At 47.1% G+C, this 21,269-nt stretch carries 20 protein-coding genes; 11 read left to right on the top strand and 9 right to left on the bottom strand.

The window, feature by feature from the left end:
• The first annotated feature begins 35 nt into the window (after window positions 1-35).
• The 8 genes from MHH93_RS18900 (at window position 36) to MHH93_RS18865 (ending at window position 8,859) form a co-directional block, all read left to right on the top strand.
• Complete coding sequence (locus MHH93_RS18900) at window positions 36-1,484, top strand: aryl-sulfate sulfotransferase (protein ID WP_500055266.1); 1,449 nt, start codon at window positions 36-38, stop codon at window positions 1,482-1,484.
• Window positions 1,485-1,495: 11 nt separating this feature from the next.
• Window positions 1,496-2,545, top strand: coding sequence for an ABC transporter substrate-binding protein (locus MHH93_RS18895; protein ID WP_500055265.1), 1,050 nt, complete (start codon window positions 1,496-1,498; stop codon window positions 2,543-2,545).
• A 25-nt stretch (window positions 2,546-2,570) separates the two neighbouring features.
• Window positions 2,571-3,347 (top strand): ABC transporter ATP-binding protein, encoded by a 777-nt coding sequence (locus MHH93_RS18890; protein ID WP_500055264.1) that lies wholly within the window; start codon window positions 2,571-2,573, stop codon window positions 3,345-3,347.
• 17 nt (window positions 3,348-3,364) lie between these two features.
• A complete protein-coding gene (locus MHH93_RS18885) occupies window positions 3,365-4,138 on the top strand; it encodes an ABC transporter permease (protein ID WP_500055263.1) in 774 nt (257 codons plus the stop codon).
• 227 nt (window positions 4,139-4,365) lie between these two features.
• Window positions 4,366-5,175, top strand: coding sequence for a DUF92 domain-containing protein (locus MHH93_RS18880; protein WP_500055262.1), 810 nt, complete (start codon window positions 4,366-4,368; stop codon window positions 5,173-5,175).
• Between the two features lie 12 nt (window positions 5,176-5,187).
• On the top strand, window positions 5,188-5,766 hold the full coding sequence (locus tag MHH93_RS18875) for a TetR/AcrR family transcriptional regulator (protein WP_440388072.1): 579 nt from the start codon (window positions 5,188-5,190) through the stop codon (window positions 5,764-5,766).
• Window positions 5,767-5,825: 59 nt separating this feature from the next.
• A complete protein-coding gene (locus MHH93_RS18870) occupies window positions 5,826-7,757 on the top strand; it encodes an ABC-F family ATP-binding cassette domain-containing protein (RefSeq protein WP_500055261.1) in 1,932 nt (643 codons plus the stop codon).
• 163 nt (window positions 7,758-7,920) lie between these two features.
• On the top strand, window positions 7,921-8,859 hold the full coding sequence (locus MHH93_RS18865) for a hypothetical protein (protein WP_500055260.1): 939 nt from the start codon (window positions 7,921-7,923) through the stop codon (window positions 8,857-8,859).
• Between the two features lie 117 nt (window positions 8,860-8,976).
• On the opposite strand, the gene MHH93_RS18860 is transcribed toward MHH93_RS18865, so the two are convergent.
• The 5 genes from MHH93_RS18860 to MHH93_RS18840 all read right to left on the bottom strand — a co-directional run bounded on the left by MHH93_RS18860 (window position 8,977) and on the right by MHH93_RS18840 (window position 13,069).
• Complete coding sequence (locus tag MHH93_RS18860; RefSeq protein ID WP_500055259.1) at window positions 8,977-10,017, bottom strand: M42 family metallopeptidase; 1,041 nt, start codon at window positions 10,015-10,017, stop codon at window positions 8,977-8,979.
• A gap of 112 nt (window positions 10,018-10,129) precedes the next feature.
• Window positions 10,130-10,510 (bottom strand): LapA family protein, encoded by a 381-nt coding sequence (locus MHH93_RS18855; RefSeq protein ID WP_500055258.1) that lies wholly within the window; start codon window positions 10,508-10,510, stop codon window positions 10,130-10,132.
• 131 nt (window positions 10,511-10,641) lie between these two features.
• Window positions 10,642-12,432, bottom strand: coding sequence for an oligoendopeptidase F (gene pepF, locus MHH93_RS18850; RefSeq protein ID WP_500055257.1), 1,791 nt, complete (start codon window positions 12,430-12,432; stop codon window positions 10,642-10,644).
• A 214-nt stretch (window positions 12,433-12,646) separates the two neighbouring features.
• Window positions 12,647-12,832 carry a hypothetical protein gene (locus MHH93_RS18845; protein WP_036609669.1) on the bottom strand — a complete coding sequence of 62 codons (186 nt, stop codon included), beginning with the start codon at window positions 12,830-12,832 and terminating at the stop codon, window positions 12,647-12,649.
• Between the two features lie 3 nt (window positions 12,833-12,835).
• A complete protein-coding gene (locus MHH93_RS18840; RefSeq protein WP_017689395.1) occupies window positions 12,836-13,069 on the bottom strand; it encodes a hypothetical protein in 234 nt (77 codons plus the stop codon).
• A 162-nt stretch (window positions 13,070-13,231) separates the two neighbouring features.
• Between MHH93_RS18840 and MHH93_RS18835 the strand changes: the two genes are divergently transcribed.
• Entirely contained in the window at window positions 13,232-13,429 is a 198-nt protein-coding gene (locus MHH93_RS18835) for a cold shock domain-containing protein (RefSeq protein WP_017689394.1), read from the top strand.
• A gap of 154 nt (window positions 13,430-13,583) precedes the next feature.
• Here the strand turns inward: MHH93_RS18835 and MHH93_RS18830 are convergent, their stop codons facing one another.
• Both MHH93_RS18830 and MHH93_RS18825 read right to left on the bottom strand, forming a co-directional pair.
• A complete protein-coding gene (locus tag MHH93_RS18830) occupies window positions 13,584-14,756 on the bottom strand; it encodes an MFS transporter (RefSeq protein WP_500055256.1) in 1,173 nt (390 codons plus the stop codon).
• A gap of 40 nt (window positions 14,757-14,796) precedes the next feature.
• Window positions 14,797-16,137, bottom strand: coding sequence for a polysaccharide biosynthesis protein (locus tag MHH93_RS18825; protein WP_500055255.1), 1,341 nt, complete (start codon window positions 16,135-16,137; stop codon window positions 14,797-14,799).
• 179 nt (window positions 16,138-16,316) lie between these two features.
• On the opposite strand from MHH93_RS18825, the gene MHH93_RS18820 reads away from it, so the two are divergent.
• Together MHH93_RS18820 and pfkA are read left to right on the top strand one after the other, a co-directional pair.
• Complete coding sequence (locus MHH93_RS18820) at window positions 16,317-17,396, top strand: tetraprenyl-beta-curcumene synthase family protein (protein WP_175623655.1); 1,080 nt, start codon at window positions 16,317-16,319, stop codon at window positions 17,394-17,396.
• A 53-nt stretch (window positions 17,397-17,449) separates the two neighbouring features.
• Window positions 17,450-18,421 (top strand): 6-phosphofructokinase, encoded by a 972-nt coding sequence (gene pfkA, locus MHH93_RS18815; RefSeq protein WP_076292040.1) that lies wholly within the window; start codon window positions 17,450-17,452, stop codon window positions 18,419-18,421.
• A gap of 86 nt (window positions 18,422-18,507) precedes the next feature.
• On the opposite strand, the gene MHH93_RS18810 is transcribed toward pfkA, so the two are convergent.
• Window positions 18,508-19,860 carry an MATE family efflux transporter gene (locus MHH93_RS18810; RefSeq protein WP_500055348.1) on the bottom strand — a complete coding sequence of 451 codons (1,353 nt, stop codon included), beginning with the start codon at window positions 19,858-19,860 and terminating at the stop codon, window positions 18,508-18,510.
• 202 nt (window positions 19,861-20,062) lie between these two features.
• Window positions 20,063-21,244 (bottom strand): putative glycoside hydrolase, encoded by a 1,182-nt coding sequence (locus MHH93_RS18805; protein WP_500055254.1) that lies wholly within the window; start codon window positions 21,242-21,244, stop codon window positions 20,063-20,065.
• Between the last annotated feature and the right edge of the window lie 25 nt (window positions 21,245-21,269).

Here is a 21,269-nt window from a genome sequence, read left to right as displayed (position 1 = left end):
GATATACCACATACATTCTAAGGGAGAGATGAGCAATGGGACACTCAACAATATATCCAACTGGAGCGACGCTATACAATCCGGATAAGGCTTGGAGCGGTTATACCGTCTATCAGGCAGGTGAGGAAGGCGTAGTGTTGATCGATATGAATGGCAAGGAGGTTCACCTGTGGAAAGGGTTGTTAGGATTCCCGGCCAAAATATTGCCTGGTGGCTACGTGCTGGGCAGCACGGGTCGTAGAGATCCGAAGTTTGGTATTCAGGATAATGTCGATCTGGTTCAGGTAGATTGGGACGGTAACATTGTATGGAAATACAATAGCTACGAACATATTGAAGATCCGGGGTATGAGCCACTATGGTATGCCCGCCAGCATCATGATTATCAGCGTGAGGGTAATCCGGTAGGGTACTATGCACCTGGGCTTGCACCGAAGACGAAGAGTGGCAAAACACTTATTCTAGCTCACAAAAATGTGAGTAACCCGCACATTTCCGATAAGCCATTGCTTGATGACGCCATTATTGAAGTGGATTGGGAGGGGAAGGTACTTTGGGAATGGCTCCCTAACGAGCACTTTGAAGAATTAGGTTTTGATGAAGCTGCTCGTAATGTTCTGTTCCGTGATCCGAATACACGTTCTTTCGGTCATCTGGGTGGTGGTGTCGGTGACTGGCTACATATTAACTCTGCTTCTTATGTTGGACCCAATCGCTTCTATGAAGACGGAGACGAACGGTTCCACCCCGACAATATTATCTGGGATGCAAGAGAGGCCAATATAATCGCTATTACAGACAGGCAGAGCGGAAAAATCGTATGGAGACTGGGTCCCGACTATACTTCAACTGAAGCGAAGCACATTGGCACAATTATCGGGCAGCATCATGCACATATCATTCCTCAGGGCCTTCCTGGAGAAGGGAACTTGCTTGTATTCGACAATGGCGGTTGGGCAGGTTACGGCCTTCCGAATCCGGCTTCCCCATTTGGATTAAAACATGCGATTCGGGATCACTCGCGTGTGCTGGAGATTAACCCGGTCACCCTGGATATTGTCTGGCAGTATACATCGGCAGAAGCTGGATTTTCTGTCCCAACGGATTCCTATAAATTTTATAGTCCATACATCAGTTCCGCCCAGCGTTTACCTAATGGCAACACCTTGATAACCGAAGGTTCCAATGGCAGATTGTTCGAAGTGACAGCCGAGCATGAGTTGGTCTGGGAATATGTCTCCCCTTACAACGACCGGCGGAATACCAATATGGTTTATCGCTCGTATCGAGTTCCATATCAGTGGGTTCCGCAGCTGGAGAAGCCGCAGGAGGTTCCCATTGAAGCTATTGATGTTTCGACCTATAGGGTGCCGGGAGCAGCAACCAAAGGATCTGCATCCATCGTGAGTGTGGAGACAACTCTTCCATTTGTGGAAGGTGCAGCCTGTGTGGCAACGTCGGATGAAGGCAAGTCTGGTGGTTAGGCGTCAAGAACATGACTAGATCGAATGGGGTGTATATTGTGAGAAAACCATCCATAATTACCGGCGTATTGATATTATTCCTGGCTACGGCACTCCTATTATCCGGATGCAGTTCAAACGCAGCCGGATCCAAAGACGCTACTGGCAAAAATGCCGATAATGTAAAAATTCGGATTGCAGATACAAGTACCAACCCAACGTTCAGGGTAGCCATCGCCAAAGGTTTCTTTGAGAAACGGGGCATTGATGCCGAGAGTATTACATTTGGCTCACCAGCTGAAGGTGTAAATGCACTATTTATCAAACAGGTAGATATCGCGTATGGGGCAGATTTCCCCGTATTGAATGCACTAGCTAAAGGAGAATATTCAGTCATCGCTTCCGCAGGCCAGGCTACGGATGAAGCGGCAGCTGCATGGAAGCTATATGCAAGGGAGGATATTCAGAGTGGAGCGGATTTGAAAGGTAAGAAAGTGAGCTTCATTCGAGGTACATTTATTCCGTATCTATGGGATGAATATTTGAAAGATCAGGGACTGGCGCTGAGTGATGTGACGCAAATTGGTCAAGGGGCTTTTGATGAGTCCTACATTGCACTGAAACAGGGAGACCTTGATGCCACTTGGGTCATAGGTTCCGCGTTAACCGATAAATTCGATGCACTCGAAGGGGTACATCAGCTGACGGATATGTCCCAGACCCCTATACGCCTTGGTATGGGACTGATATCGAGTAATGAATTTATCCAGGCGAACCCCGACAAGATAAGTGACTTCCTTGCTGCACTTGATGAGGCGTCTACGTATGCCCAAGCGCATCCTGAAGAAGTAGCGGATTTGATGTATCAAGAGACCAAACAGCCTAAAGATGCCACGTTAAAAGACCTTCCGATCAATCCATGGGAAGTTGGATTTACGCAGGCCGCTTATGATAGTTTGGCAGGTCAGAAGCAATATATGGTGGACACCGGAATCATTGAACAGGATTTTGATCTCGACACCAAACTCAATCTGACCTCTCTCCAGCAGGCTCTGCCGGAAAAAGTGACATATAGCAAATAATTCATTCAAATGGGAGGTGTTTGTGATGTCCTTACCTGCAACTCAGCATACCATTCATATTGAACAGCTTCGGAAAACGTATCATGCCCCGACCAATGGGGATGTGCATTATATCATCAAGGATGTCGATCTGGTTATAAGGGGAGGAGAGTTTTTTGTCCTGCTGGGTCCCAGCGGGTGCGGGAAGTCAACGCTGCTGAACATGATTGCGGGTTTCATCTCCAAGTCGGGCGGACAGCTCAGGGTGGATAACAAGGAGATTGACAGACCGGGCAGGGATCGGGCGATGGTATTCCAGCAGGCGGATTCTTCTCTCTTTCCATGGTTAACCGTGAGGGAGAATGTTGAATTCGGGCTTCGAATGTCCAAGGTGCCTAAGACACAACGGCGTGAGATCTCTGATCGTTACATTCAGCTTGTTGGGCTGAGTGCTCATGAAGGGAAGTTTCCGAAAGAACTCTCGGGTGGCATGAAGCAGCGGGTTCAGTTGGCTCGGGTGCTTGCGAATGACTCGTCGATCTTGCTGATGGATGAGCCATTCGGTGCACTGGACGCGATGACGAGGCGAACGATGCAAAAGGAACTGGTGAATATTTGGAAAGAAACCCATAAGACCGTTATCTTTGTCACTCACGATATTCAGGAGGCTTTATTGCTTGGTGAGCGCATAGGCATTATGTCCGTAGGGCCGTCTTCGAATATAACAGATATCTACCACAACACCTTACCTTACCCGAGGAACATCGCCTCAACTGAGTTCAACACCTTGTATGACCGAATTCAAGGCCACTTTGAAGAATAACTGAGGTGATATGTGAGATGAAATGGTTGGAAAAAAAATCGGTGTCTATCCCGCTTCTATGGGTTACGGTCATCTTGATCTGGCAGCTTGGTGCCCTCATCTATGGGCCTGACGTAATCCCTGGTCCCTGGGACACGATCCTGGGAGCGCGTGAACTGATTGCTGACGGTACCCTGATGCAGTATATCGGAATCAGCTTCACGCGTGTACTGGCAGGGTGGGTACTCGGAAGCATCATTGCTATTCCAGTGGGACTAATTATTGGCAAGGTGCATATCATCCGGCTGTTCGCCGAGCCCTTCCTTAACTTTATACGTTTTATCCCACCGATCGCCTTTATTACTTTATTCCTGGTATGGTTCGGTATTGGAGAGCAATCCAAGATTGCACTCATCATGTACGCAACTTTCTTCATTGTTGTGCTAAACACTTTGACAGGTGTACTCTCCGTTGAAGAAGACAAAATCCGGTCGGCACGAAGTATGGGAGCCAATGAACGGCAGATTCTGCTGCATGTGATTGTTCCGGCGACAACCCCGTATATTTTCACAGGTGTGCGTCTGGCAATGGGAACCTCTTATATGGCCATCATCGGGGCGGAGATGATTGCCGCAAATGAGGGAGTTGGTTACCTGATCTGGAATTCAAGACTCTTTTTCCGGACGGACTGGATCTTTGTCGGACTGATTTCCCTGGGTTTTATGGGATTCCTGACGGATCGATTGTTCAACTGGTTTGGTCGCAGGGTACTCTACCGATATGGGGTCATTGGCGGAGCGAAGCGGGTCTGAATGAAATCATAGCACGCCGAAGTACAGACGTTGCTTGAAAAGGGGAGTTATCTTGTTGTAACGTATGATCAATAACCTGTTTTGGCACTTCTACACGAGGCCAGAACAGGTTTTTTGTGTGCTGGCCTCAGGAGTTTCGGCATTGGCATCAAACCGTGGTATAATTGAATTTCAAAAATACAATTAACGTCATGCGGGCTGTACATATGCTGCATGCAGGAGACATTATGGATTGGATTATTGGCGCCATATGCGCTTCTATGGTGGCAGGTGCTGCCTATGCGAAAAAGTCGCTAACCCTGTCTGGCTGCTTGGCAGCAATTATGATGGGAACGATATACTACGGAGCGGGTAACCTGTTCTGGTTTGGCACGTTATTGTTGTTCTTCATTACTTCAACATTGCTCTCCAGGTTTCGCAAAGATCGGAAGCAGGAGCTGGAGAAATCCTATGCCAAATCAGGAAATCGGGATGCCGGTCAAGTGATGGCTAACGGTGGGATGGGCATGTTCTTGTGTCTGGGATATTGGATATTCCCACATCCGGCGTGGATATATGCTTTCATTGGTGTCATGGCTACCGTAACATCGGATACATGGGCAACCGAAATCGGGAGTCTCAGTCGCAAGCCGCCGCGCTCTGTTCTCACCTGGAAAGTACTTACACCAGGTGCTTCAGGAGGTGTCTCACTACTCGGCACCGTGGCTGCAGCCGCAGGCGGGGCTCTGATTGGTGCGGGAGCATTTTTGTTTTCGTGGATCGCCGGGATTGAAGGGCTTGGTCTGTTTAGTTGGACTTTTGTCGGCCTTGTAGGTGGTTTGGCAGGTGCTTTTGCCGATTCCTATCTGGGCGCAACGGTGCAGAAGATGTATCGTTGTACTGTATGTGGCCGTGAAGTTGAGGTACATGAACATTGCGGGCATCCGACAGTTCGGGCTCGTGGCTGGGCATGGATGAGCAACGACCTGGTTAACGTGCTTAGTTCGGTTATCGGAGGATGCGTGGCGATAGGTTTAGGTAACATTTTGGCGTTGTAAGGGGGAGTACATTTGAGCACGGTACATGGAGACAAATCGGAGGCTATTTTGGATGCGGCCTATGGTATTTTTGGCTCGAAAGGTTTTTATGAGACCAAAATGTCGGATATTGCAGACGAGGCCGGCATCGCAAAAGGCACCATTTATTTATATTTCAAAAGCAAAGAACAATTATTTGTTGCAGTGTCCAAGCGGGACTGTAACAGCTTCATCAGTCGTCTTGAATATGCTTTGAACTCGCATGAGAACACAGGTGATAAACTTGGAGCAATAGCCAAGACTCACCTTACGTATTATTATGAGCGCCGCAATCATACCAAACTCTTTTTTATGGCACCCAATAATGATCCGGATCTGATGCAATTCATGAAAGAATTTATGAATCAATATATGAGCATGGTGTGTGAGGTGCTGGAGAGTGCAAGTGTACCTGAGCCGGTCTTGTTGGCCAAATCGTACATTGGGATTCTGGATCGTCTGAAGATGGATATTATGCTTAATCCTGAGTTCAACGAAGAGGATCTGAACAAGCGAATTGCCTTTTCCGCAGCGTTGTTTCTGGACGGGTGTCGGTCCTTTTTGAAAACGTAAATACTTGTGTGGATACGGGGAATATTGAATACTATTTTACAGAGAAGTGGGTACACGCAATGAACATAATGACGGTAGAGCAAATTGCAAAAAGTTATGGCGAGAAAATATTGTTCAAGGACGCTTCGTTCGGTATGGCTGATCAGGACAAAATTGGCGTCGTTGGGGTAAATGGCACCGGTAAATCCACGTTTTTGCGTGTGATTTCCGGAATGGAACCTGCTGATGCGGGCCAGATCTCGATTGGTAATGATGTACGCATTCAGTTCCTGGCGCAGAATCCGGACTTCAATCCGGATAATACGGTACTGCAACAAGTATTTGAAGGTGACAGCATGGAAATGAAAACCGTGCGTGACTATACGGAAACGATGGAATTATTGGAACTGAATTCGTCCGATCCAGCCTTGCAAGAGCGATTGTTACGTCTGAATCAGCAAATGGAGCAGCTTCAGCTCTGGCAGATGGAGAGTGAAGCGAAGAGTATCTTGTCCAAACTGGGTATTCGTCAATTCGATGCACTGATGGGCACACTGTCTGGTGGACAACGCAAAAGGGTAGCACTCGCTGCTGCTCTGATTCACCCGTGCGAACTGCTCATTCTGGATGAGCCGACGAACCATATTGATAATGATTCGGTCGTATGGCTTGAGCAGTACTTGCAGAAGCGCCGCGGCGCACTGCTTATGATTACGCATGATCGGTATTTCCTGGATCGAGTGGCGAATGTCATGCTGGAATTGGATCATGGTCGTTTATTCCGCTATGAAGCCAACTATACACGCTTTCTGGAACTGAAGGAAGAGCGCGAAGAACGGGAAGCCTCTTCCGAACAGAAGCGTAAGAACTTGCTTCGGACGGAGCTTGCGTGGATTCGTCGCGGTGCCAAGGCGCGGACGACGAAACAAAAAGCGAGAATTGATCGCTTTGAACAACTCAAAGACCAACAAGGTATCCAGCGTTCGGGTTCATTGGAAGTATCGGTTGGCTCCACTCGACTGGGGAAAAAGATACTGGAGATTGAACACCTTTCCAAATCCGTCGGTGGTCGCAAACTGATCGATGATCTGAGTTATATTGCTGTACCTGGAGATCGGGTAGGGATTGTCGGACCGAATGGTAGTGGTAAGTCCACGTTGCTTCAGATGATATCTGGCAAGCTGGAACCCGATGCAGGTGTGGTTGACGTCGGTCCTACGGTCAATCTGGGCTACTTCACTCAGGAGCATCAGGAGATGGATGAAACTCTTCGTGTGATTGAGTACATCAAGGAAGTGGCCGAGAATGTGAAAACAGCCGATGGCTCTCTGATTACAGCATCCCAGATGCTGGAGCGGTTCCTGTTTACCCCGGCCTCCCAGTGGACGCCAATCTCCCGTCTGTCCGGTGGTGAGAAGCGTCGTCTGTATCTGCTGCGTGTGCTAATGGCTGCGCCGAATGTATTACTGCTGGATGAGCCGACGAATGATCTGGACATCCAGACACTCGCTGTACTTGAAGACTACCTGGATGATTTCCCCGGTGTTGTCTTTGTGGTATCCCATGATCGCTATTTCCTTGATCGTACTGTGGATAAAGTGCTGTCTTTTGAGGGCAACGGTGCTGTACGTGTACACGTCGGCGACTACAGTGAATATGCAGAATGGATGCTGAAAAATGCACCTGGAGTTACTCAGGAGAGTGACACAGGAGCAGCGAAGACGAAGCAGTCATCGGAGAAAACGACGCCTGCTGTGTCAGCGGCTAAACCGAAGTTGAAATTCAGCTTTAAGGAGCAACGTGAATACGACCAGATTGATGAAAATATTGAGAAAGCTGAAGCTAATCTTGTCCGGATTAACAAAGAGATGGAAGAATCATTTAGTGATTCTGCCCGTCTGCAGGAGTTAATGGCGGAGCAGGTTGAGGCTGAGCGTCATCTGGATGAATTGATGGAACGCTGGACCATTCTGAATGAACTTGCAGAGCAGATTGAACAGAGCAAGTCTTGATTTATAATTAAACATCGCCCTTTCTTCTATAGTGACTTCATGTCGCATTGGAGGAGAGGGCAATTTTTTTGTTAGCGAATTTGCGATTTAATGTGAAACGTTCTTCATATTCATTACGTTGTATAAGTAAAGAATTCCATAGAAGGGAGAGAACACCACACTTATGTATAAAGAAATGAATCAACAGTTGGCAGTGCTCAAGGAAAAGGGGAGAATTTACGAGAAATGGACCAAGCGGCTGGAGAAGCTTCAAACGGAGGAAAGCGAATGGGAAGCAAAGGTAAAACGTCGTCTGGAGCATCTCCAGAAGGAGCAGAAGGATGTTGATCGACTGAACAGTATGACATTGTCAGCATTTTTCTATCAACTGATTGGTAAGAAGACGGAGCGGCTGGAAAAGGAAGAGCTGGAACTGATGGAAAGCAAGGCTGCATACGACACCGCTTGTCGCATGTTACAAGACGTACAGGAGCAGCGAATTCATGTGGAGCATGAGTTGGAGGGCGGGCAGCAGTATCGGTACTGGCAGAGCGACTATAACGCGTTATTGGGGAAGAAGGAAGGTCGTCTGCTGGACCAGGATGCGGAGTTGCAGGACATGGCTGAGAATCGGGAGCATCTGGCAAGTGAACTTCAAGAACTGGATGAAGCTTTCCGGGAGGGCGAATACCTGCTCTATGCCCTTGAACGTGCGGAGAAGGCATTGGCTTCAGCAGGCAACTGGGGCGTATATGACATGATGGGTGGTGGAGTGATCTCCACACATATCAAGCGAGGACGAATGGATGACGCTCAGGTCGCCATCATGGATGCAGGTAAGCGTCTGCGACGTTTTCAGAAGGAGTTGGAGGATGTAGAGATGGCTGTACACGCGGATCTGCAGCTGGGAGGTCTGCTTTCATTCGCAGACTATTTCTTCGATAACCTCTTCGTGGACTGGATGGTTCAGGACAAAATTCGCAAAGCCGAACGTCAGGTGAAGGATGGACTGAGTGCCGTTCGGAAAACCATGCATGTGTTAAGAAATGAAATGCGTGACCATCAGGCAGCGTTTGAGAACTTGGATCGCAAGTATCATGAATATGTGGAACAGGCAGATTAAAAGAAATGACAACAAAGGCCCCTTTCAAGCACACCGAATTGTGTGTTGGAAGGGGCCTTCTGCTTAGACGAACATGTGGATGTCATCCATGATGATTTCGTAGGTAAATGATTCTGCTTACTTGGTTGTAATGTAGGCAGCGAGCAATCGTGCCGTATTCAGGACAGCATCCTTATGCGTACGCTCCATGGAATGTGATGCGTGAACCCCCGGACCGATCAGTGCAGCTCGAATATTGTTTCCTCCGCGTAATGCTGCACTGCCATCTGAACCATACTGGGGATAGATATCCACGACGTAATCCAGCCCACCTTGTTTGGCTAGCTGAATGAGACGACTGGTCATATCGTAGTCATACGGACCGGAAGAATCTTTGGCACATATGGATACATCGGTTTCTTTACAGCTCAGGTCATCGCCCATGGCTCCCATGTCTACTGCAATCATTTCACTGATTTCCGCAGGGATATAGGATGCACCATGTCCGACTTCTTCGTAGTTAGAGATGAGTAGAGAAACGTTATGTAATGGTTTCCAGCCTTCGCGGTGTGCAGACTCAAGGATGCCGAACAAGGCAGCTACGCTGGCTTTGTCGTCCAGATGGCGTGATTTGATATAACCACTCGGCGTGATGACTGCGCGAGCATCGAAGGAGATAAAGTCACCGACAGAGACCCCGAGTTTCAAGACGTCTTCCTTGGAGGAGACGACTTCATCGATTCGAACTTCCATATGGCTCTCCGTCCGTTCAAAGGTACGTGCATCCGGATAGACGTGTACAGACGGATGAAGGGAGAGAATGGTTCCTGTGTATGTCTTTCCATCCCGAGTATGGATGCTGCAGTACTCATTCTCGATACTTTGCATGGAAAATCCACCAACAGAGGTCAGTTTCAATGTTCCATAGGATGTAACCGAGCGTACCATGGCCCCTAGCGTATCCACGTGGGCACTCAAAGCAATCGTCTTGGACGAATCCTGCCCTGGCAATGTAAGCACCGCCCCACCCTTGTTATTCAGCTCACAGGCGATGCCCAGTGATTCAGCTTCCTTGCGGATCATCTCGATAATATGATGTGTGTAACCACTTGGACTTGGAGTGTCCAGTAATTTTTTCAGAAAAGATAGAACGTAAGATTCATCAATTGTATAATTCATTGTGTAAATTCCTCCTTGGAACGTGGGTATGGTGTGAAACAAAATACAGCCTGTCTGGGGGAGTGAATGTGATACTACCATTCCTGACTCGCCAGCAGGCTGATTCTGTAGGTTACAATGTCCCCGTAGGGTTTCCTTTGCGCTGACTCTGGATCGAATCGTTCTCCAATAGGCTGTCCGGTTCAGTTGAATCAAGCGAATCCATCGATTTGAAAGAGTCGAACGAAGTGTTGCTTGTTGCCGAACTTTCCAATTCAGTTACACGCAACTTCAATTGCTTGTTCTCGCGTTGCAGTCGGTATTGGCGAAAGATACCATATGAACCTACAATAATTCCACCGATCAGGGTGCAACCGAGAATTAGCAAAATCAGCGGGATTTGAACCGTATTAAACAACAGGTTCACTTGTACGGAATCTACATTAATTACCGCAAAGATTCCTGTGAGCAGTGCAAAAACAAGACCTGCGATGAGCGCCCATTGCATTTTCATGGTGTTGCCTCCTTGTTGAACAAATGAGAACTAGTATGCATTACCCATATTCGGATATGTTGCATCTTGCATTGATTATAAAATCCCCTGCCCAATCGGGCAAGGGATGCAGGTCACATGGAAAGACAACCTTATTTGGTTAGTTGCTCCATCTGTTCAATCAATTCCTTGAATACACTCATGGCTTCACGAATTGGTTGAGGTGTAGACATATCCACACCTGCTTTTTTCAGAATGTTAATGGAGTAATCACTGCCACCGCTCTTCAGGAAACCGAGATAACGGTCAACAGCTGGTTGGCCTTCTTCCAGGATTTGCTTGGAGAAGCTGGTCGCTGCGGAGAAGCCGGTAGCATATTTGTATACGTAGAAACTGTTATAGAAGTGGGGAATACGAGCCCATTCCATCTCAATATCTTTGTCAACAACCATGTCTTTACCGTGATATTTCACGTTCAGATCATAATAGATCTCGGATAATAATTGTGGTGTTAATGCGTCACCTTGTTCCGCGCGTTCATGAATGATTTTCTCGAATTCAGCAAACATGGTCTGACGGAATACCGTTGTGCGGAATTGGTCCGCATAATAGGTCAACAGATACAATTTTTCCTTTGGATCTGTAGATTTGTTAAGCAGATAATCCATCAGCAATGCTTCGTTGGTTGTGGATGCAACCTCAGCCAGAAAGATGGTGTACTGAGCATCACGATACGGAAGAGTTGTATCCGAGTAATGTGAATGCAGAGCGTGACCCATTTCATGTGCGAGTGTGAACATGCTGTTCAGGTTATCTTTATGATTCAACAGAACATACGGGTGAGTGCCGTATGCGCCCCATGCATAAGCGCCTGAACGTTTATTTTCATTCTCATATATGTCGATCCAGCGGTTATCATATCCGGTCTGCAATGCATCTGCATAGTCCTTGCCGAGTGGTTTCAAACCGTCTTTGACCGTTTGTTTCGCTTCCTCATAGGTAATATCCATTTTGTACTCGTCTACGAGTGGAGCGAACAGATCGTACATGTGCAATTGATCCACACCCAGCAACTTTTTACGCAAGTCCATATAACGGTGCAATAACGGAAGGCTCTCGTGAATGGTGTCTACCAGATTGGTATACACATCCGTTGGGATGTTATCTCCATATAAGGACATTTCCATCACGGAAGGGTACTTCCGAACATTGGCGTAGAACATATTTTTGGTTACATTTGCATTCAGGGCAGCCGCAATCGTATTCTTCTGTTTGGCATAGGTTTCGTATACCGCTTTGAAGGCACGTTCGCGAACTTCACGATTGGGATTCTCGAGGAACTGAATGTAACTGCCATGTGTCAGCTCGACTTCGTTACCGTGTTCGTCCTTGATTCTTGGAAACTTGAGATCGGCGTTATTCAGCATGCTGAAAATGGTCTGTGGTGCTTGTGAAAGGTTGCCTACCTGTGCAAGCAGAGCTTCTTCTGCCTGGCTAAGAACGTGGGCTTTTTCACGTTTCATCTCTTCCAGCGTAAATGTGTACGCAGAGAGTTTTTCATTTTTAATAAAAGCGTCCAACTGATCATCCGGAAGGGAAAGAATCTCCGGTGTTACAAAAGAAAGTGCTTCACCCACCCGTACGCTTAATTTCTGGGCTTTTTGGGACAGGTTTTGATATGTAGGATTCGCTGTGTCTTCATCTTGATGCATGCGTGCGTATACAAAGAGGCGTTCTATTTTGAGACTGATCTCATCTTCAAATTCGAAACAAGATTTGAGTACATCAGGGTTATTCAGTTTGCCTTGAAATTCGGAGGCCTTCTTGGTCAAAGACGATACTTCTTCATATTCCTGATCCCAGGCTTTCTGATCGGCAAATAAATCTTCCAGTTTCCAGCTATGCTCAGCCGGCACCTCGGAACGTTTCAATAATTGACTCATGGAAATCCTCCTTTGATGATCTGATGAATGTGTGGACGAAGCTGCCTTCGTCGCGCTCGCTTGTGCGGAGAGAGACGAAGGAATCAGACTAAGTACCAGTATTGCTGCTAGTGATTTCTGGTATTTCAACGGCCTTCCTCCTTACCATACGAATAATCGCGTATAGTATGACCTAATGCACGTTGAAATATTTGAAAATTACGGTTCCTAGTGATTAGGCTCCCATGTTATAGAGAAAATAAACGATTAAGAAAAAGGCGAAACAAATGAGCAGGGTAGCAATAAGCGCCATTCCCCGTCTCAGCCGATCCGGGATAGAGTTGCGCCCCAGAATAAGCACAATACCAAGGGAAAAGGCAAGGATGATAAAAATGACGACATTGCTTGAGTCAAGCTGCATGGGTTAGACCCCTTTGAAGGCAGCCATCAATTGACGCCATTCATCCTCACGGTTCTCAAAATCTGCTTTTGGGAAACGGCGCTCAGCCCAGTGCATTAAAGCAGGACGGCTAAGGAAAGTATGACACTCTTCGCCCCACTCTTCCGAAATTTCTCGCAGTACGAGATATTTGCCTTGAACTTCTACAGTCATCATATTCCACTTGTCTGTTTTGTATATTTCATGTTTTTTTATCATAGGTAGTCTCCAAACTAACGGTTTTGGTAAAATGATACCGTACCCTACGATTCAAAGCAAATTTTTTCGGCATTTATGGAAAGAAAAATTGCAAAATGGAAGCCCATACAGTATAATAAGGGTATTCGCCATAGATGGCGATATTTTTAGGAGGTTTTTCATTTGAAAGGTACAGTTAAATGGTTTAACGCAGAAAAAGGCTATGGCTTTATTTCAGTTGAAGGCGGCGAGGACGTATTCGTACATTTCTCCGCAATCCAAGGAGACGGCTTCAAAACATTGGAAGAAGGTCAAGCGGTAGAATTCGAAATCACTGATGGAAACCGTGGTCCTCAAGCAGCTAACGTAAACAAACTGTAAGAATTTTTCCGGTTAACGGACTTCTTATACATGATAAATTTATAGCTGAATATTAAGAATCCAAGCACAGTCCCCTGAGGGAGGCTGTGCTTTTTTTGATTCTAATTTTTCGGTGTGAATAACGGTTGAATGCGATGCAAGTTTCCCTGTGTGTTCAGGAGACACGATTGGCCATGCTGGACCATAACTTCAATCCGAAACCGATCAGTGCAGCCAGAGAGAACGTCATAGCGGTGAGATAGAAGGTTTGTCTGCCCGCATGTTCCAGCAGCAGTCCGCCTAACGTTCCACTAAGCAGTCCCGAAGCACTGGACCAGACAATGGTGAACAAAGCCATACCCGTAGCCCTGTAGCCGTCCGGAACCAGGCGAATGATATAACGGACTGCCGTAACGTAGAAAATACCGAAGGTCACACTGTGCATCGTTTGTATCGCAACGACAGCTGCAGGTGTATCAGATATGGACATGAGAAGCAAACGAACGGTATACATCAGTGCAGCAAAAGCAATGAGCGGCAATTCCTTATAACGGTTTCCATACTTGCTGAGCAATAAAAATATGGGGATTTCACTTACAGAAGAGATAAGCAAAGACCAACCGATCAGCCCTTCACTGGCACCCAGCTCTTTCAGCGTGATAGTTAGGAAAGCTTCGTTCATCCGATGTCCCATGGCAAGCAAAAATACACAGCCAAAAAAGGTGAGCACATCTCTGCGTTTCAAAATAGCCCATAACCCCGATAGGTCCATTTTGCTACTAGTTCCCGAAGGTTGATCCTTCAATTGAAAACTGATCAATAGTGTAGTTGCAGCAAGACCAACGCAGACCCAAATCGTCCATGCTGGACCAAAAGATCCAAGGAAATACCCGATACTTAATGCAAAGAAGGCATAACCGATCGATCCGAAGACGCGAATGGAAGTGAAATTACGACCGTACTTGCTGGCTGTTGTAATGGCCATCGTATCGGAGAGAGGATAGACCGGATAATAGAAAAAGTAAAACAGGGTCACGAGAACAAATACCTGACCGAAAGTTGTCGCATTGGCGAGCATGATCCCTGTGATCAATTGACCACCAAGCAGAATGATCATCACTTTGCGTACTGTTTGGTAGCGGTCACTGGCCATGCTCCAGAACATATTGGAGAACACAGAGATGAGGGGACCAATCCCGTAGAGATAACCAATTTCAGCCCGACTGAAGCCCAGATGACTGAAGTAAAGTTGAAAGTAGGATACCACCAGAACGGTGGAACCGAAGATGGTGAACATGAGAGCCCGCAGCCAGTTCTGATCCGGGCGGGCGTTGTGACTTAATTTCATGATGAGAGACTCCAATCCTGTTAACAGTTCAATGATTTTGTTACCCTTTCAGGGTTGATGATTTACCGGTAGGTGGCACGGACATCGTAGGTTCCTTCTGCGTGCGTCGGATAACAAGCCAGACAATGGTAAGTTCAGCGAGCAGGCCAAGGGATTGAGCTACAGCGCCAATCATGCCGTTCCACGCAGGGAAAATACTAACAAGAATAAGCAGCACGATTACCGTGCAGATTGCATTCGCTGTTTGCGAACGAAACATCGTTTTCGTCTGCCCGCGAAGCAGAATGATGCCGTTGCTGAAATCCAGAAAAGGGAAGATCAGCGGAAATAAGACAAACGCACGCAGTGTCCACAGACTTTGTTTCAACAGTTCGCCCTGAACACTCATGACATTTTCAAGTACCCATGGTCCCAAGGGGGTATAGGCAATTGACACCATCATTGCAAACGGAATAAATCCGGTGACAAGTGCGAATTTTCGTACCAGTTTGGCGTCCACAAGGTAGAAATTCAGCACGATCTGATGAATGTATGTAAAGAAGCTTAGCATCAACTGCATCAGACTGCTTGCTATGGCAAAGGAAGAAATGGCCAGTGCGATTCCGGTCGTTTTGCCAAGAACGATATTAATAACAGGTCCTATGAACAGCGCTACAAAGCTGGATAACAGTAACGGCTTATAAAAGCGAAATACGTCTCCCTTACTCTCGACGGGATGATCCTCAAGCTTGGCTGGCATTTTGCGCTTGATGCTGTTTCCCTCCAAAAAGCTGACCAGTGCTTCAATCATCATGCCAGCAGCAAAAATGATAGCGCCTACACGTCCGCTGTCAATGCTGTCCGTGTAGATGAAATAGAGGGATAGGCCGTACATACCCGCTAAACGGAATATCATGCCGATGGTTAACCACTTGGTTCGGTTATTCGTAATGATGATCCCCTGGTAGATGTTGCGGATCACGGAGAAGATGCTCACATACATGAGAATTTCATATACGTCGATGACTTTGTTAAGCAGATCGGGACTTACACCAAACAGGTATTTGAACACCCCGGTACCAACGGGAGAGTATACGATAAGAAAACCGATGAGAAGCACGCAGGCAAGAAATATTTTGGTCACAAACGTGAGGGCCTGAAAGGATAGGCGATCGCGAACCAGTGCGGAACAGGTTTGCCGCAGCAGGGTGGAGGGGCGTTCCGTGAGGGTTAACAAGCTACCGGCGATGGCATAGCTGGAAATAACCGTCTCGGGATGAGCGGAACGTGCTAATGTGCTGTTTATGATGACGTGAGAAATGGTGACGAGAGAGGCGGAAATGCCAAGTGGCACAAAAAAAGAAAATAACCGTCTCCACGAAAGTGATTCACTTGACGACATGTCAACGACTCCTTTGATGGATGAAATATGCCTAGTATATCACAAAGCTTTGGGCGCGGATGCGATTTTTTATGCGGAATATGCGGCAGATCATTTGTACAATTAAGGGGATCATATTATAATAGGAATGGTTAAAAATCGCTCTAATACGTATTCAACCAAGTGGAGGCACATTTATTTTGAGCCAATCAAATCGAAAACGTCATCAATATCCGCGTGGACCGCTGGCATTGATGAGAGGGGTGTACAAATACACCATTCCGGAAACACGGAAGGCACTGAATGGATGGCGTGCTCAAGCTGAGGCGATTCCGAATGAGGAATTGCGTACACAGGCACTTGCCAGTCTGAAGGATAAACAGTTTCACTGTGAAGGCGGAACCGTCTACGCATTAGCTGATTTGCCAAACAGGCACATTCTGATTCCGCTGATCGTTTCATATCAAACTATTAGTGATTATTTGGACAATCTGTGCGACCGCAGCACGTCGATGGACCCGGATGACTTTCGTCTTCTCCATCAATCCATGCTTGATGCGGTAGATCCCGAAGCAATTCCCGTCAATTATTATGCCCTCCGAGAGGAGCAGGATGACGGTGGATATCTGCGGAATCTGGTGACCACATGTCAGGAACTGACCCGTCAGTTACCAGGCTATGCGTCCGCCAAGCCCCAAATTCAGGATCTGGCAGGCCTATACACGGACCTGCAGGTATATAAGCATATCAAGCCGGAACTGAGAGAAACGGCACTGCTCGAATGGTGGTCGGAGCATCGTCATCGCACACCTCAGTTTCGTTGGAACGAATTTGCTGCTGCAACTGGCTCTACACTGGGCGTATTCATGCTGTTTCTGGCTGCGAGTGACGATCAGTTGACTGAAGAGCAAGCGGCCTCGATCCACACGGCCTATTTCCCACATGTATGCGCATTGCACATTATGCTCGATTATTTAATTGATCAGGATGAGGACCGCATCGGGGGAGATCTCAACTTCTGCAACTATTATGAGAATGTGGAGACCATGCTGGACCGAATTGCTTTTATTGTGGAGATGGCTCGCAGTGATGTGCAGAAGATCCCGGGAAGCTCCTTTCACCGGATGATCATCGAAGGACTGATTGCCATTTACCTGTCTGATCCCAAAGTCAGCGAACAACAGGAAGTTCGCGTCGTATCCAAACGTCTGATGAAGAATAGTCCAATGACAAGAATATTTTTCTTCATTTTTAGTCGCTGGATACGGAAAAATATGTAAGTCAGGTGTAATATTGCGGAGCCTGAAGTGAAACTAGAGGAGGAAGAAACATCATGACAGCAGTAAAGAAAATCGCAGTTTTAACGAGCGGTGGTGATTCACAGGGGATGAACGCGGCTGTTCGTGCGGTTGTTCGCAGCGGACTGTTTCACGGTCTGGAAGTATACGGAGTCCAACGTGGATACCAGGGTCTCTTGAATAATGACATTTTCCCAATGGATTTGCGGAGTGTAGGGGATATCATCCAACGTGGGGGAACGGTTCTTCAATCGGCACGTTGCAAGGAGTTCTACACCGCTGAAGGTCAGCAAAAAGGTGCGGACATTCTGCGTGCGCGTGGTATTGACGGTCTGGTTGTTATCGGTGGGGATGGTTCCTACAACGGTGCAAACAAACTGAGCAAGCTCGGCATTAACACAATGGGTTTGCCTGGAACGATTGATAACGACGTTTCTTTCACCGACTACACTATCGGATTCGATACAGCAGTAAGCGTAGTGGTGGATGCCGTGAACAAATTGCGTGATACGATGTCTTCTCACGAGCGTTCTTCCATTGTTGAAGTAATGGGCCGCCACTGCGGAGATATCGCCTTGCATGCAGGACTTGCTTCGGGCGCTGAAACGATTCTTGTTCCGGAAGTTCCGTTTGACATGGACGAAGTGGCAGATCGGATGAAAGCCAACTTTGCACACGGTAAACGTCACAGTATTATCATCGTTGCAGAAGGCGTGGGCAAGGGTGAGGATGTAGCGAAAGAACTGATGGAACGTTGCCCGACGTATGAGCCGCGTGTAACCGTTCTGGGTCACATTCAGCGTGGGGGTACGCCAACACCTTTCGACCGTAACCTGGCTAGCCGTCTGGGCGACTTCGCTGTTCGCAGTCTGATTGCAGGCGAAACAGACAAAGGTTGTGGCATTATCAAGGGTGAACTTACCCTTACAGATATTGATAAAGTGGTTAATACGAAAAAAGATTTCGATATGGAAACATACCAGCTTGCACAACGTTTGTCCCAATAATTCGATTCAAAAACAAAGAGCGCAATCCCGCATGAACGAGGATTGCGCTCTTTTTGTGTTTTCCAAAGTAAGTGAGTGTTCCGATGCTATGCCATACGGAGTGCTGCTTGTTTTTGTACCCGGAAGAGTCTCCAGAGAAGCGCAGTTGCTCCTACAGCAAGGCCGGCAATGAGTCCGATCCAGTATCCGAAGGCACCGAGTGAAGTGTATGTAGCCGTTAGATAACCTACAGGCAAGCCGATAATCCAATAAGCTACGAACGTGATAATTAGAGCTGGATTAACATCTTTGTAGCCACGCAATGCTCCCTGAGTCGGTGTAGCAATGGCATCCGAGATCTGAAAGAAAATGGCGTAGATGAGGAAATGCTGCGTAAGTGCAATGACCTCTCGATCGTTTGAATACACGCCTGCAATCTGTTCGCCGAACACAATCAGCACGATGGCTGTCAGCAGTGAGAGTGCGATGGCTCCACCAATACCCAGCAGACTGTACTGTTTGGCATCTCTCAGACGCCCTGCACCTGCCTCAAAGCCAACAAGGATCGTAAGAGCCATACATATGCTCACAGGAAGCATGTAGAGCGTAGAAGCGAAATTCAGAGCCGCCTGATGGGCAGCGATCGTTGTGGTGTCAAAGCGGCTCATCATTAAGGTCACGGCAGCAAAGATGGATGTTTCAAAGAAAGTCGCGAATCCAATCGGAACCCCGATTTTGAGCAACTCTTTCCACTTGGCTAAGGATACGCGAGTCAATTGACGGAAAATGCCGTATTGGGCAAAAGGTTCAATTCGATGGACAAAAAAGAGACTAATGAGAAAGATGAGCCAGTACGTACAAGCTGTAGCGACCCCAGCACCAACGCCGCCCAATTGTGGGAAGCCCCAACGGCCGAATATCAGCAGATAATTCAGCAAGATATTAACGGGCAGGGAGACCAGTGTAATGAACATGGTCGTTCGCGTCTGGCCTAGAGCATCCATGAAGCTGCGCAGCACGGTATATCCGAAGAGCGGGATAATGCCAAAAGCGAGTGCACACAGAAAATAAAACGCCACTTGGGCAACGTGGGGTTCTAGCGGCATTCCGTTAAGTATAGGGCCAAGTAACAAGGCCCCGGCTCCAATAACGACTAGACTGACAGCAATGCCAAGATATAGCGCCTGTATGACGTTATACCCGATCTGATCATTACGTTTGGACCCTAATAGATGAGATACGACGGGGGTTATGCCAATAAGGATCCCGCTTAGTCCAGTCTGGACTGGCATCCACAGACTTGTGCCGATCGCAACTCCTGCAAGGTCAGCCGGGGAAAACTTGCCTGACATATTCGTATCGAAGAATGACATGGCAGAGAGGGCGATTTGAGTGGTGAAGATGGGCAAAAATATAATCAGGAATTGCTTCACTTTTTGTGAAAAACTTGTTGTGTTCATATTCACTGGCAGTGCCTCGCTATTCTAAAGAGATGTCATCCAAGTGTCATATCTGGACAGCTATTCATTGTAGTGGATTTTGTCTGTTTTGAATAGGGACAGAAGCGGAAGAGAGGCACAATCGAGAAAGGCCAATATAAAAAAACCTCGTTCCGCCTGAAGCGGAGCGAGGTTGGATGAATGCAAAATATGAAAGTGCGGATTACTTATATTGTACACCTGATGTATAACGGTTGGACGCATTCCAGAGCAGATATTCATGAACATCCATGTCTTTCATCGCTCTAATCTGGTCTTCCACTTGCTTCTTGCCATACTTGATGTAATGTCCACTTCCCAGCCAGCTTGCTGTGAAGTCCTGGATCCACGGACGAATGACAGGTTTGAGCTCTTTGGTAGGGTCCAGTTTCTTGTGCGTGTCTTCCATCGAGCCCTTGATGGTGGCGTAAGGATCTTTGTCAGGGTCCTTCACCCCGTACCATCCGGTTGAATAGTGACTGGGGTATACCATCGGTGAGATCACGTCTACGTTTTCGGATATTTTAACAAAATCCTGTCCAATGCCTTCAGCTGCGGGTACAGAAGCGGCATAACCGAAAATATCAACCGAGACACGAACACCTAACGGTGCGAGCTCCTTACGTGCATATTGCACAAATTCAGCCACAACATCCACGCGGGTCTTGTCAGATTTGGTGTATTTCAGTACATCGGCACGAGTCTCGAAACCTTCCGGGAAACGAACATAGTCAAATTGAATCTCCTTGAATCCAAGCTTTGCCGCTTCCTTGGCGATCTCAATATTATAATCCCATACTTCCTTGCTGTATGGATTCACGAAGCTGTCGCCTTTGCCATTCGCCCATACAGATCCATCTTTGTTTCGGAAGGAAAGCTCCGGATTTTTCTTGGCAAGAATCGTATCTTTGAACACAACGACACGTGCGATCGGGTAGACCTCATGTTTTTGCAAACGTTTCATCAAGGCATCGATATCCCGAATAAAGGGTTGGGATTTGCCCATTTTCTGTAATGCTTTGTTTTCTGTAGGATAAGTTATGTATCCAAGATCGTCTTTGATATCAATAACCATGGCATTCAGTTCTGTACTGTCTGTCAGTTCCAGCAATTCTTTCATACGTGCGCCGCCAGCGCTGTAGGCTGTTACATAAATCCCTTTGACCACGGGTGCGTCAGGTTGAGGATCAATTTTGGCAGGTGGATTATCGGCATCAATAACAACCTGATCTTTTTGAGATTGGATAATTGCGGTGTTAAAACTGTTGGTTAACGATTGGAACTGGGGATTTCCCTGATCCGCGACTGCGGGGGCACCACCAAAACTTCCAAAGGCCATAGCCAGTAAAGCCCAAAACATATTCATTCATTTCCACTCCCTTATGTGCATT

Source organism: Priestia sp. FSL H7-0729 (genome assembly GCF_038005685.1).
Taxonomy (GTDB): domain Bacteria; phylum Bacillota; class Bacilli; order Paenibacillales; family Paenibacillaceae; genus Paenibacillus.
The sequence above is the reverse complement of the archived record's forward strand: the minus strand, read 5'-3'. Positions and strand labels throughout refer to the sequence as shown.